Below are 13,438 nucleotides of genomic sequence, written 5' to 3' on the forward strand. Positions count from 1 at the left end.
GCAAATGGATGTCGTACGCATGTTGCTCGATCTGGACGGCTATACCCTGCCCGCCGGCGCCGCGGCCGCTTATAGCTCGCCGTCGCAACCCAACGCCGCGTGGAGCGTGTTGGTTCCCTTCTTCAACGAACGGGAACTGCTCGGCGGCACGATCGCCAGCCTCGCCGCACAGACGCGCCACGCCCGGCTCATCCTGATCGACAACGGATCGTCCGACGGCAGCGCGGACGTCGCGCATGAAGCCTGCCGCCGGCTGGGGCTGGATTACATGCTCCTCACCGAGCGGCGCCCCGGCAAGGTGGCCGCGCTCGCCACGGGGCTGCGTTGGGTCCGCACCGCCTTCGTCGCGACCTGCGACGCGGACACCTGGTATCCCGCCGACTATCTGGCCGAGGCCGAGGCGCTGCTGCGCCAGCCGGGCTGCGCGGTCGCCGGCGCGTTCTTCGCCGCGCGCGATGCGGATGCGGAGACCCGCCTCAAGGCCGGCCGCAAGATCTGCGCGACCGCGCGCATGCTGCGCGGCCAGTGCCATACCGGGGGCGCCGGCCAGGCGTTCCGCACCGATGCGCTGCGCGCCGGCGGCGGCTTCTGCGCGGATCGCTGGAGCTATGTGCTCGAGGATCACGAGATTATCCACCGCGTGCTGAAGCACGGGACGATGGCCTATTCGGAGCGGCTGTGGTGCGCGCCCTCGCCGCGCGAACGCAACCGCGATTCGATCCGCTGGACGCTGGCCGAACGGCTGGTCTATGCGACGACCGCGGCGATCGCGGGTGACTGGTTCTTCTATCGTTTTCTCGCCAAGCGGCTGCGCGCACGCCAGCTCACGAGCGATCGTATCCGCGAACGGCCGTTCCAGGCACCGGCGCAGCCCGGCCCGTTCGCGACGCCGGCGCACGCCGGGTAAGGCCGATACGAAGGATAACCGATTGCCGCGCCTCATCCTCTGTGCGGACGATTTCGCCTTTTCGCACGGCACCAGCCGGACGATCGTGGCGCTGGCGCAGGCCGGCAAGCTGAACGCCACCGGCTGCATGACGGCGCTGGCCGACTGGCCCGGCGATGCGGCGATGCTGCGCGACGTGCCGGATCATGTCGAGATCGGCCTTCACCTCACGCTCACGCTCGAGGCGCCCGCGATCCCCATGCCCGAACTCGCGCCGGACGGGCGGCTGCCGCCGATCGGCGTGCTGGCGGCCGCGGCAAGGCGGCGCGCGCTGCCGTTGGAGGCGGTTCGCCGTGCGGTCGCCGCGCAGTTCGACCGGTTCGCGCAGGCAATGGGACGCCCCCCGGCGTTCGTCGACGCGCACCAGCATGCCCATGTGCTGCCCGGCATCCGCGCCATCGTGCTGGCCGAGACCGCCGCGCGCGCGCCATCGGCCTGGGTGCGGACCTGCACCGACCGGCCGCTGGCGATCGCCGGCCGACCGTTTCGCGGCAAGGCGCTGGCCAGCGCGTACCACGCATCGGGCCTGCGCCGCGCCGCCGCCGCGCACGGCCTGGCGTGCAATGCCGGGTTCGCCGGCCATTACGGATTCGCCGGCGACTGTGCCGCGGTCTTTCCCGCGTTCCTGCGGCATCCGGGCGAGCGGCATCTGGTGATGTGCCATCCCGGCGACGGCGCGCGCGATCACGATGCCATCGCCGCCGCGCGCCCGATCGAGGCCGCGGCATTGCGGGCGCTGCCCATCTCCGACATGGCGGCGGCATGCGGCCTTTCCTACCCGACGTGATAGGCGCTGCGTTGGCGGCATGGCGATGAGCGATGGCGGGCTGCGGGCGGTCTTCCTCGAGAACCGGCCGATGCTGCTGCGGCTGCTGGCCGCGCGGCTCGGCAATCGCGACGATGCCGAGGACGCGCTGCAGGACATGTGGCTGCGCGTCGAGCAGCTCGCCGACCGGCCGATCGACCAGCCCGCCGCCTTTCTTTATCGCGTGGCGGCGAACCTCGCGACCGATCGCCGCATCGCCGGGCAGCGCGGCGTGGCGCGCGACACCGCCTGGGTGGACGTGCAACCGCTCGCCGAGGAACTGCCCGATGCCGAGCGGACGCTGATCGCGCGCGACCGGCTGGCCGCGGTCGAAAGCGCGATGGCGGCGATGCCCGATCGGATGCGCACCGCGCTGCACATGTTCCGCGTGGAGGAACGGCCGCAACGCGAAATCGCCGAGACGATCGGGATCAGCCTCAGCGGCGTAGAGAAGCTGCTGCAGCGCGCCTACCGTCATATAATTGAAGCATCGGAAGATTTCGATGCGGGAACGGCGAAACGGCATCGTCTAGGTTCAGGAAAGGGGGCCTGAAGGTGCAGACCAGCGACGACATCATCGACCAGGCCACCCTGTGGCAGCTTCGCCAGCCGACGCTCGACGCGGCCGGGTGGGAGGCGTTCGTCCTGTGGCTCGAGGCGAGCCCGGCGCATGCGGTCGCGATGGACCGGGTGGCGCTGGCCGACCGCCTGATCGCCGACGCCCGCCCCTCCGCGCCGGCAGCGGGCATCCCGGTTCTTCCCATGCGGTCGCAGGCGCGCCACTCCCGGTTGGCCGCGCTGCCGCGGCGCCGGATCGGCTGGGGCATTGCCGGCACGGCGATCGCCGCGAGCCTGGCGCTGCTGCTGATGCCGCTCGCGCTGCCGCGCGGCGCGCAGCCCTATGTGCTGACCACCGCGCCCGGCGAGCACCGCACCGTGCGGCTGGACGACGGCACCGAGATCGCGATGAACGGTGGCACCCGCCTGCGGCTCGATCATGCCGACCAGCGCGTCGCCGTGCTCGATCGCGGCCAGGCGATGTTCCGCGTGCATCATGACGAGGGCAAGGCGTTCACGCTCGTGTCCGGCGATCTGAGCGTGCGCGACATGGGCACGGTGTTCGACGTGACGCGCACCGGCGATCGGCTCGACGTGCAGGTCGCCGAGGGATCGGTGATGTTCCAGCCGGACGGCGACGCCATCGTCCTGAAGCGCGGCCATGCGCTCACCGCGCGCGAGGATCGGCACAGCGTCGCGCTGGCGACCGTCGCGCCGGAGACGGTGGGCGGCTGGCAGCAGGGACAGATCGCCTTTGTCGACGAGACGGTGTCCGCCGTGTTCGCCGCCGTGGAGCGCCGTTACGGGACGAAGGTGGTGCTGGAGCACGGCTTGCCCGAGCGCCAGTTTACCGGCATGGTCGCGCTGAGTGGTTCGGTGGATCGCGATATTCCGCATCTGGCGACGCTGATCGGGGCAAAGGCGCGGCGTAACGGTGAGCAGTGGGTCCTCGCGCCATAAGGGCTTGTGCGCCGCGATCGTGGCTTTCGCGGCGCTGACCAACGGGGCACCGGCTCTGGCACAAATCGCCCGGATCGCGCTTCCCGCCACCACGCTCGACACCGCCCTGCCGCTTCTCGCCCGTCAGACGGGTGCGGACATCATCAGCACCGAACCCGCGCTCCGCGCCACCCGCACCCGCGCGCTGAGCGGCACGCTCTCGCCCGCCGCCGCGCTCGCGCGCCTGCTGAAGGACACGGGCTACCGCGCCGTGACCGTGGACGCGCGCAGCTTCCGCGTCGTGCGCCTAGCGGTGCCGGCCAGGGCCGCGCCGCCGCCCGCGCCACCACGCCCCTTCTCGCCCATGGCGGCGATGCCGGGCGGCGACGTCGTCGTCACCGCCAGCAAACAGCGCGTGCCGCTGCTGCGCTATCCCGGCAGCCTGGCGATCCTGACCGCCGACCAATGGCCCGCGGTGACCGGCTCGCCCGACCTGACGCAGATCGCGCACGCCACCCCCGTGCTCCAGACGACCGAACTGGGCCCGGGCCGCAACAAGATCTTCATCCGCGGCATCGCCGACAGCAGCTTCAACGGCAGCGCGCAGTCGACTGCGACGATCTATCTGGGCGATGTCCAGCTCGGCTATTCGGGCGCCGATCCCAGCCTGAAGCTCTACGACATGCAGGACGTCGAGGTGATGGAGGGTCCGCAGGGCACGCTCTACGGATCGGGATCGATCGGCGGCATCGTCCGCCTCACGCCCAATCCGGTCGATCTCACGGGGATCCACGGCGCGGTGTCGGCGGGGGTGTCCGCCACGACGCAGGGCGAGCCCGGCTATGACGCCAGCGCGGTGCTGAACCTGCCGATCGTCGACGACCGGTTGGGGCTGCGGGTGGTCGGCTATCACGATAGCGACGGCGGCTTCATCGACGATCCCCACCGTGGGCTTCGCAACATCGACGGCGTGGACACCAGCGGCGGCCGTGCCGCGCTTCGCGCCGAGCCGGGGGATGGCTGGCGCGTCGATCTGGGCGGCGTCTACCAGCGCATTTCCGCCGATGACGCCCAATATGCCGACGGCGCGGACGGCGGCCTCACGCGGCGCAGCACGTTCGCCCAGCCCTTCGCCAACACGGTCGTGCTTGGCAGCGTGGTGGTCACCAAGGATTGGTCGAGCGGGCTGCAACTGCTCTCGGCGACGAGCGTGGCGGGCTATCACGCGGTCGACGCGTTCGACGCCACGCCGCCGCCCATCTTCGGGCGGTTGCAACCGACGATCTACACCACCGACGAAGCCAAGCTGCTGATCGCGACCGAGGCGCGGCTGTCGCGTTCGCTGCCGAGCGGCAACAGCTGGGTGGTCGGCTTCACGCTGCTGCGCGACCGCGATGCCCAGTCGCGTGCGCTGGGCCCGGTCAACAACCCGCCCGACATCATCGGTGTCACCAACGTGACGCGCAGCGCGTCGGTCTTCGCCGAAGCGACCGCCGCGGCGACGCGCAATCTGGCTTTGACGGTGGGCGCGCGTTTCACGCTGGCGCGCACCGATGGCGAGCCCTCGTTTCGCCCGCGCATTCCCGATTTCGTCGAGGGCCGCTCGACCCGCCGGATCGATCCGACCGCGGCGCTGTCATGGAAGCTCGCGCCGGGGCTCGCGCTGTTCGGCCGGGCGCAGTCGGGTTACCGCACGGGCGGCCTCGCCGTCGCGCGCGGCGTGGGCCGGGTGGCCGATTTCCAGTCCGATTCGATCCGTGTCGCCGAGGCGGGCCTGCGCAAGATCCGCACCGGGCCGACCGGGCTTGCGCTGTCGGCCGCCTATTCGATCGCGCGCTGGCAGGACATCCAGGCCGATCTCGTCAACCGTCGCGGCCTGCCCTACACCGCGAACATCGGCAACGCGCGCATCCAGGCGATCGAGGCGACCGCCGACTGGATCCCGTTCGCCGGCCTCAGCGCGACGGCCGCGGTGCTCTACACCTATAACCGCGTGACGGGGCCACTCGCCGACCTGGCGACCCCGGCGCACCGGCGCCTTCCCGAAACGCCCCCGTTCGCGGCAAAGGCGGACCTCGCCTATCGCTGGCGGATCGGCGCCGTGAGCATGCTGAACATCGGCGGATCGGCGGTCTATATCGGGCGCTCGGTGCTGGGCACGGGCGATCTGCTCGACATCAGCCAGGGCCGCTACGCCGTGCTGGGCGCCCGCGCCGGATGGGCGCACAAGCGCGTGGCGCTGACGCTGATCGCCGACAACCTGACCGACAGGCGCGCCAACCGTTTCGCGCTTGGCAACCCCTTTGCGCTGGCGGCGCGCGATCAATCGACGCCACTGCGTCCGTTCAACGCCCGGCTCGGCGGCTCCTTCGCCTGGTGACCGCTCAGGTCCAGGCCAGCGCGACCGTCGCGATGCCGATCGCGGCGAAGGCGACGCCGCCCCAGAGCAGCCAGCTGCGATGCGTCAGCGCGGCGATCGAGGCGAGCGCGATCGCCACCTGAATCGCGGTCATCGCCATGGCGAGCTTGGTGTGCGGGGCGAGCGCATGGACCGACTCGGCGTTCGCCTCCTCGGACTGGACATCCAGCCGCTCGGCGTCGCGGCGCAGGCCCTGTGCACGGGTGCGATACCGCGCGATATCGGCGCGGTCGGCATCGGTCGGGCCGCTGCGCGTCGTCGCCTCGACCAGATGCGCCTTGATGTCCTCGGCCTGGTAATAGGCCCAATCATCCGACGCGCGCGCCTTCAGCAGCACCGCCTCGTTCTTGTAATAAAGCGCCTCGTTCTGCGTGTGGCCGCCGAGAAAGCTGACCACCGCCCCCAGGGTCGCCAGCACGGCCGAGAACAGCGCGATGCGCTGCGCCATGGGCCGCGCCTCTTCGATCTCGCGTTCCAGCACGTCCTCGTGCGCGCCGCGAATCTCGAATTCCTCTTCCGCCATCACGCCCTCGCCGAACCACCCGGAGGCCCGTGCCTACACGCCGTTCACCCCTCGCGCGAGCGCGATCCGCTCACAACAGCTTGTCGAGCGTGATCGGCAGATCCCGGATGCGCTTGCCCGTGGCGTTGTAGACCGCGTTGGCCACCGCCGCCGCCACGCCGGTGATGCCGATCTCGCCGATGCCGTGTGCGCCCATCGGGGTGTGGGGATCGGCGATATCGGTCCACATCACGTCGATCTCGGGCACGTCCATGTGCACCGGCACATGATATTCGGCGAGGCTGGGATTCATGATCCGGCCGCTGCGCTCGTCGAACTGCGTTTCCTCCATCAGCGCCATGCCCAGCCCCATGATGATGCCGCCGCGGAACTGGCTGCGCGCGGTCTTGGCGTTCAGGATCCGCCCGCAATCGAACGATCCGAGCACGCGGCCGACGCGCGTCTCGCCGGTGATGGCGTTCACGCGCACCTCGCAGAAGATCGCGCTGTGCGAGTGCATCGACCAGTGCATCAGTTCGAGCGACGGGCTCGCCTCCTCCGCCACCGTCACGCTGTCGCGGTGCGCGCGCTCGAGGATCGAGACATAGGTTTCGCGGCGGACGGGATCGTCGCGCATGACCAGACCGCCGTCCTCGCTGCCCACCTGATCGACGGACAGGCCGGCGAGCGGGGAATCGTTACCCGCCAGCTTCAGCAGTTCGGCGACCAACGCGTTGTGCGCCGCGATCACCGCCGCGCCGATCGCGGCGGTCTGCTGCGATCCGCCGGCCATGATCGCGCCGGGGATGATCGTGTCGGCATAGCGCACCGCGACCGCGTCGATCGGCAGCCCCAGCCGTTCGGCGGCGACCAACGCGGTGGTGGTCGACGTGCCCATGCCCATCTCGTGCGCCGCCACCTCGACCAGCGCCTTGCCCGCGCGATCGATCGTGAGCCGCGCGGCGGCGCCGGGCATCCGGTAATAGGGATAGGTGCCGGTCGCGCAGCCCATTCCGATCAGCCACTCGCCCTCGCGCCGCGTGCCCGGCGCCGCGCGATCGGCCCAGCCGAACCGCTCCGCCCCCGCGCGCCATGCCTCGACGATGTGGCGCGACGAGAAGGGCAGCCCCGATGTCGGATCGACCTCGGGCTCGTTGCGGATGCGCAGCTCGACGGGATCCATGTCCAGCGCCACCGCCAGTTCGTCGATCGCGGATTCGAGCGCGAAGGTGCCGACCGATTCGCCGGGCGCGCGCATGAAGGTGTTCGCCAGCATGTTGAGCGTGACCGCCTCGACCGACAGCCGGATGTTCTGCGCGGCATAGGCCGCCCGCGTGCCCAGGATGAACGGTTCGGGCATGTTGTTGTGCGGCGACATCGCGACGGTGCCGCAGTGGATCAGCGCGTCGAAACGGCCGTCCGCCTGCGCGCCGATCGCGACGCGCTGTTCGGTCAGCGTGCGGCCGCCCACCACGCGGTAGACGCCTTCGCGCGACAAGGCGATCCGCACCGGGCGCCCGGCGAGACGCGCCGCCCCCGCGGCGAGGATCTGGTGATCCCACAGGCCCTTGGCGCCGAAACCGCCGCCGACATAGGGCGACGTGATACGCACGTGATCGGCCGGCACGCCGAAGACGTCGGCGATGGTCGCCGCGGTCGCGGTCACCATCTGGCTGGCGTCGTGGATCGTCAGCCGGTCGCCCTCCCACATCAGCGTCGCGGCATGCGGCTCGATCGCATTGTGGTTGTGGCGCGGCGTGCGATAGATCTGGTCGACGTGGACGAGCGCCGCCACCAGCGCGGCATCGGCATCGCCGATCTCGTTCAGCAGCGCCTGGCCCATGAACAGGCCGGGCTTCGCGCCCTCCGCCTTGGCGTCCGCGAACGACGAGGTCGCCGGCTCGGCGTCATAGGTCGCGACGATCAGCGCGGCGGCATGGTCCGCCTGTTCCTGCGTCTCGGCGAGGACAAGTGCGATCGGCTGTCCGTTCCAGTGGATGCGATCGTCCTGCATGATCGGCAGGTCGCTGGGGCCGACCGCGGTGGGCGACGAGCCGAACACGGCGGGTGCCTTCATCCGCGGCGCATTGCGGTGAGTCATCACCAGCGCGACGCCCGGCGCCTGTTCGGCGGCGGCGGTGTCGAGCGTGGCGATCCGCCCGCGCGCGATCCGGCCATAGACCAGCGCGGCATAGGCCATGGTGTCGAACCGGAACTCGGCCGCAAACCGCGCCGCGCCCTGCACCTTGTCCGGCCCGTCGCGGCGCGAGACCTGCGTGCCGATCAGCCCGTGCTTGTGCGCGATCAGCGGATCGGGCACGCCGCCCGGGATCCAGCTGTCGGGCGCGAGCGGCACCAGCTTTTCCATCGCGCCCTTGGCGACGCCCTGCGCCGCATTCTTGACCGTTTCGACGATGTTCATGCGCCCGCCTCCATCACGTCGCCCAGCGTCGCGACGATCGTCCGCTTCGCCAGCTCGATCTTGAACCCGTTGTCGCGAAGCGCGGCGGCATCCGCCAGCTCCGCCTCGGCCGCCGCGCGAAAGCTCGCCTCGGTCGCGGGCCGGCCGCGCAGCGCGGCCTCCGCCTTGGCCGCACGCCAGGGCCGATGCGCCACGCCGCCCAGCGCCAGCCGCACGTCGCGGATCGTGCCGCCGTCGACATCGAGCGCCGCCGCCACCGACACCAGCGCGAAGGCATAGCTCGCGCGGTCGCGCACCTTGCGATAGGCCGAACGCGCGGCAAACGGCAGCGCCGGCAGCTCGACCGCCGCGATCAGCTCGTTCGGGCGCAGCACCGTGTCGATCTCGGGCGTGTCGCCCGGCAGCCGGTGGAGATCGGCGAGCGGAATGCTGCGCGCGCCCATCGGGCCGTCGAGATGGACGATCGCGTCCAGCGCCAGCATCGCCACGCACATGTCCGATGGATGAGTCGCCACGCAGGCGGGCGACGCGCCGAGGATCGCGTGGATACGGTTGAAGCCGCCGATCGCGTCGCAGCCGGTGCCGGGCGCGCGCTTGTTGCAGCGCGCGGCGTCGTCGTAGAAATAGGTGCAGCGCGTACGCTGGAGGATGTTGCCGCCGACGGTCGCCATGTTGCGGATCTGGCCGCTCGCCCCCGCCAGGATGGCGCGCGACAAGGCCGGATAGCGCGTGCGGATCGTGCGATCGGCGGCCAGCGCGGTGTTCTTCACCGCCGCGCCGATCCACACGCCGCCATCGTCGCGCGGCTCGATGCCGCTCGGCAGGCCGGTCACGTCGATCAGCGCCGCAGGCGCCTCGATCCCCTCGCGCATCAGGTCGATCAGGTTGGTGCCGCCGCCCAGATAGCGCGAATCGGCGTGCGCCCCGGTGAGCGCGATCGCGCCGGCCGCGTCCTCGGCGCGGGCATAGGTGAAGGGCGTCATGCGTGCGCCTCCGCAAAGGTTTCGGCGATCGCTTCGACGATGCCGTTATACGCGCCGCAGCGGCACAGATTGCCGCTCATCCGTTCGCGCAGTTCGTCATGCGTCAGCATCATCGTCTCGGCGGACAGGTCGGCGGTCACCACGCTCGGCACGCCGCGCGCGACCTCGCCCGCCATGGCGATCGCCGAGCAGAGCTGGCCGGGCGTGCAATAGCCGCACTGGAACCCGTCATACTCGACGAAGGCGCGCTGGAGCGGATGCAGCCCCCCGGCGTCCGCCAATCCCTCGACCGTGGTGATCGCCCGCCCCTCATATTGCACCGCGAGTGCGAGGCAGGAATTGATCCGCTCGCCGTCCACCAGCACGGTGCAGGCGCCGCACGCGCCCTGGTTGCAGCCCTTCTTCGTGCCCGGCAGCCCCAGATGCTCGCGCAGGAGATCGAGCAGCGACGTGCGCACATCGGCCTCCACCTCGATCGGGCGGTCGTTGATCGTGAATCGCATGACGGTCTCCTGCTCGCAACCTTCTGCAAAGATTGTCGATCGCTGCCGCCGGAATCGGCGCTTCCGCCGCTGCCGTCAATGGAGCTTCAGCGCAATCCCGCCCGTTTCAGGCGCGGCGCGACGATCGGGGTCGTCAGCATCGTGCTGGCCACCGCCATCAGCAGCAAGGCGGTGAAGGTCGCGCTGCTGACGATATGCTTGTCGAGCAGGATGCCGACGAAGATAATCATGATGAGCGCCTTGGTCTGGAGCAGCCAGCCGATCGTCGTGGCCTCGCCCCGGCCCCAGCGCAGCAGGCGCCCGGCGAGATGGACGCCGGCGAGCTTGCCGCCGACCGAGGCGACCAGCAGCAGCGCGGCCGCGCCGAACACCGCCGCGCCGCCGACGCTCCAGCTGGTGCGCAGCCCCGTGCTGAGGAAGAACACCGGCATGACCGCGAGCAGCAGCATGTCGCGAAACCGGTCGAGCGCGGTGCGATCGAACCAGCCGGTGTCGAGCACCGCACCGGCGAGGAACGCGCCGACCATGAAGTGCAGCCCCGTCCAGTCCGCCGCGAAGCCGCAGGCGGCGAGCCAGATCAGCGACACCGGCCAACGATCCGCCGCCGACAGCCGCGCCATCAGCCAGCGCATGCCGGTGGCGGCGACCGCGAAGACGAGAACGAAGCCGATCTGCAACCCCACGCGGTGCCAATCGAGCAGGATCAGCGCGAGCACGCCCCAGATCGCCACGTCGTCGATGCTGGCATAGCCCAGGATGCGCTGTCCGAAGGGCTGGTGCAGGATACCCAGCCGCTCCATCAGCAGCACGAGGATGGGCAGCGCCGTCACCGCGCACGCCATGCCGATCCCCAGCACCACCTGCCACGGCGCCCCCGCCGGACCCATCCAGCCGCCACTCGTGCGCAGCAGGACGAGCGCCGCGAGGCTGCCGAACGCGAGCGGCACGAGCAGCGCGCAGGCCGCGGTGATCCCGGTATCGCGGCGACGCGCCCAGGCGCCGCCCAGATCGAGCTCGATCCCCGCCACCCACACGAACAGCATCACGCCCCACCAGGCGAGGCCGTTGAGCGCGGTGACCACGTCGGGCTTGAAGATCGTCGCGTAATAGGCGGGAAACACCGTGCCGAGCACGCCGGGGCCGAGCAGGACGCCGACGACGATCTGCACCACGACGAGCGGCGCGTGATGATCGGCGTGCAACAGGCGCCAGACGAGATAGGGCACGCTGAAGATCACCAGCATCGCGACGAGGAACGTCTCCGACAGGTTCATCGCATGCACGCCCGTCTCCCCCGTCCGATCTTCAGCGGCGCACACAGACGGCGCGCCGCGCCGCTGTCAAGCATCCGCCGGCGGAAAGACGAGCCGCGCGTGCGTGCCGCCATGGGGCCCGCTGCCGATCTCCAGACGGCCGCGATGCACCGCCATCACGCGCCCGACGATGGCGAGGCCCAGCCCCGCGCTGTCCGTCCGGCTGTGATCGGCGCGCCAGAAGCGGCGGGTCGGCTCGCCGCCAGCGACGATCCCCGGGCCGTCGTCCTCAACCGCGATCCGCGCATCGCACCCCCCCTGCACGACGACGCGGATCGCGGTGCCCGCGGGCGTATGGCGCACCGCATTGGCGATCAGGTTCGACAGCGCGAGGCGGACGAGCACGACATTGGCGACGATCGCCACCTCCCTGTCGCCGCCGGCCAGCGCGATCCGGTGATCCGCGGCGAACACCGATGGTGCCATTTCGGCGACGGTCTCGGCCGCCAGCGCGGCAAGGTCGATCCGTTCGGTGGCGAGCGTCGCCGCATCCTCCAGCGCGGCGAGATCGCGCAGTTGCGAGACGACGTGCGACAGCCGTTCGACCTGTCGCTCCAGCGGCGCGCGCGCGGCGGGATCGCCGACGCCTTCGAGGCTGACCATCAGCGTGGACAGCGGCGTGCGCAGCTCGTGCACCACGTTCGCGACGAATTCGGCCTGCTGGTTGAACCCCTGTTCGAGCCGGGCGACCAGCCGGTTGGTCGCGGCGACCAGCGGCATGATCTCGGCGGGCAGCCCCTCGTCCTCCAGTCGGATGGCGAGCGTCATCGGCCCGATCTCGGCGGCGCGCGCCGAGGTCCGCCGGACCGCGAGCACGATCCGCCGGATCAGCAGCGCGTTCACCAGCGGCAGCAGCAACAGCACGGGAAGCAGGATCAGCAGATAGCGCGCGAGAAAGGCGCGCATCACGTCGTCCAGGATCACGCCCGGCCGCGTTTCGTCCTGCGACACCAGGATGCGCAGCGGCAGCCCGGCGGCGATGACGGGCACGCTGGCCAGGCGGAACGGCGCGATCCGCACGAAATCGGGCGCGGTGGTGCGCGGCACGCGCGTCCATGGCACCGCGCCGGCATGCGAACTCGCCGCGCGCACGGCGCCGCCGGGATCGGTCACGACGAAGGCGCGGCCGTCATAGGTGTCGCCGTACCGCAGCACCGTCGCACGGTCGGCGATCACGCGGCCATGCTCCACGCGCAGCCCGGCGGCAATCGCCTGCGCCTGACCGAGCAGCGCCACGTTCTCGGAGGCCGCCGCCGTCCCGTGCAGCACCGACACCAGCAGCAGCGGCAGCAGGATCGCGACCACCAGGATCGCCGCCACCTCCGCCAGCATGATGCGCAGCGTCAAGGTGCGCGGCCGATGCAGCCTCATGGGGCCGCGACGCGCATCATATAGCCGACGCCGCGGATCGTCTCGATCTTCACGCCCGCGCCGGCTTGTTCGATCTTGCGCCGCAGCCGGTGGATATAGACCTCCACCGCGTTCGATCCGAGCGAGTCCGTCAGGCCGAAGAGCTGGTCCTCCACCAGACGCTTGCCGACGACATGCCCCGCGCGGCGCACCAGCAGCTCGGCCAGTTCGGTTTCGCGCGCGGAGAGCGGCACCAGCGCATCGCCGACGCGCAGCTCGCGCGAGGCGGCGTCGTAGCGCAGATCGCCGAGCGCCAGCGTCGCGCCCTGAAACGGCACCCGCCGCCGCAGCACCGCGCGCAGCCGCGCAAGCAGCTCGTCCACCGCGAACGGCTTGACCAGATAATCGTCGGCGCCCGCATCCAGCCCCGAGATCCGGTCGCCCACCCCGCTGCGCGCGGTCGTCACGATCACCGGCACCGGGTTCGCACCCTGACGTAGCGCGCGCAGCACCGCGAACCCGTCTTCGCCCGGCAGGCCAAGATCGAGCAGGACGGCGGCATAATGCACCGCGTTCAGCATCAGCAGCGCATCTTCGGCGGTGCGGGCATGATCGCTCGAATGGCCGTGTCGGCCGAGCGCGGCGCCAAGGGCTGCGGCAAGCTCGGGATCGTCCTCCACCAGCAAGAGCCGCACCGC

The 13,438-nt window shown here is 70.9% G+C and carries 12 protein-coding genes; 5 read left to right on the top strand and 7 right to left on the bottom strand.

Features of this window, described 5'->3' with window-relative positions; translation table 11 throughout:
* Window positions 1-19 precede the first annotated feature (19 nt).
* Genes OXQ95_RS08515 through OXQ95_RS08535 form a run of 5 tightly spaced genes read left to right on the top strand, consistent with a single transcriptional unit; the run spans window position 20 to window position 5,628 of the window.
* Window positions 20-907, top strand: coding sequence for a glycosyltransferase family A protein (locus tag OXQ95_RS08515; protein WP_267381179.1), 888 nt, complete (start codon window positions 20-22; stop codon window positions 905-907).
* A gap of 22 nt (window positions 908-929) precedes the next feature.
* Window positions 930-1,733 carry a ChbG/HpnK family deacetylase gene (locus OXQ95_RS08520; protein WP_267381180.1) on the top strand — a complete coding sequence of 268 codons (804 nt, stop codon included), beginning with the start codon at window positions 930-932 and terminating at the stop codon, window positions 1,731-1,733.
* A gap of 25 nt (window positions 1,734-1,758) precedes the next feature.
* On the top strand, window positions 1,759-2,304 hold the full coding sequence (locus OXQ95_RS08525) for an RNA polymerase sigma factor (protein WP_267381249.1): 546 nt from the start codon (window positions 1,759-1,761) through the stop codon (window positions 2,302-2,304).
* A gap of 2 nt (window positions 2,305-2,306) precedes the next feature.
* Window positions 2,307-3,269: a FecR domain-containing protein gene (locus tag OXQ95_RS08530; protein WP_267381181.1), complete on the top strand. Its 963-nt coding sequence runs from the start codon at window positions 2,307-2,309 to the stop codon at window positions 3,267-3,269.
* Entirely contained in the window at window positions 3,244-5,628 is a 2,385-nt protein-coding gene (locus OXQ95_RS08535) for a TonB-dependent receptor (RefSeq protein ID WP_267381182.1), read from the top strand. The genes OXQ95_RS08530 and OXQ95_RS08535 overlap by 26 nt, the downstream gene beginning before the upstream one ends.
* A gap of 4 nt (window positions 5,629-5,632) precedes the next feature.
* Here OXQ95_RS08535 and OXQ95_RS08540 read toward each other — a convergent pair whose 3' ends face one another.
* The 7 genes from OXQ95_RS08540 to OXQ95_RS08570 form a co-directional block, all read right to left on the bottom strand.
* Window positions 5,633-6,190: a DUF4337 family protein gene (locus OXQ95_RS08540; protein ID WP_267381183.1), complete on the bottom strand. Its 558-nt coding sequence runs from the start codon at window positions 6,188-6,190 to the stop codon at window positions 5,633-5,635.
* 70 nt (window positions 6,191-6,260) lie between these two features.
* The gene (locus tag OXQ95_RS08545; protein ID WP_267381184.1) at window positions 6,261-8,591 is read right to left on the bottom strand and encodes a xanthine dehydrogenase family protein molybdopterin-binding subunit; all 2,331 of its coding nucleotides are present in this window, start codon (window positions 8,589-8,591) and stop codon (window positions 6,261-6,263) included.
* Entirely contained in the window at window positions 8,588-9,574 is a 987-nt protein-coding gene (locus OXQ95_RS08550; RefSeq protein ID WP_267381185.1) for a xanthine dehydrogenase family protein subunit M, read from the bottom strand. Before OXQ95_RS08550 ends, OXQ95_RS08545 begins: the two co-directional genes overlap by 4 nt.
* Window positions 9,571-10,077: a 2Fe-2S iron-sulfur cluster-binding protein gene (locus tag OXQ95_RS08555; protein ID WP_267381186.1), complete on the bottom strand. Its 507-nt coding sequence runs from the start codon at window positions 10,075-10,077 to the stop codon at window positions 9,571-9,573. Before OXQ95_RS08555 ends, OXQ95_RS08550 begins: the two co-directional genes overlap by 4 nt.
* Before the next feature lie 86 nt (window positions 10,078-10,163).
* A complete protein-coding gene (locus OXQ95_RS08560) occupies window positions 10,164-11,351 on the bottom strand; it encodes a cation:proton antiporter (protein WP_267381250.1) in 1,188 nt (395 codons plus the stop codon).
* 66 nt (window positions 11,352-11,417) lie between these two features.
* Complete coding sequence (locus tag OXQ95_RS08565; protein ID WP_267381187.1) at window positions 11,418-12,761, bottom strand: ATP-binding protein; 1,344 nt, start codon at window positions 12,759-12,761, stop codon at window positions 11,418-11,420.
* A complete protein-coding gene (locus OXQ95_RS08570; RefSeq protein WP_242097197.1) occupies window positions 12,758-13,435 on the bottom strand; it encodes a response regulator transcription factor in 678 nt (225 codons plus the stop codon). The genes OXQ95_RS08565 and OXQ95_RS08570 overlap by 4 nt, the downstream gene beginning before the upstream one ends.
* Between the last annotated feature and the right edge of the window lie 3 nt (window positions 13,436-13,438).

Origin of the sequence: Sphingomonas sp. GC_Shp_6, from assembly GCF_026540835.1 — a bacterium.
Classification (GTDB): domain Bacteria; phylum Pseudomonadota; class Alphaproteobacteria; order Sphingomonadales; family Sphingomonadaceae; genus Sphingomonas.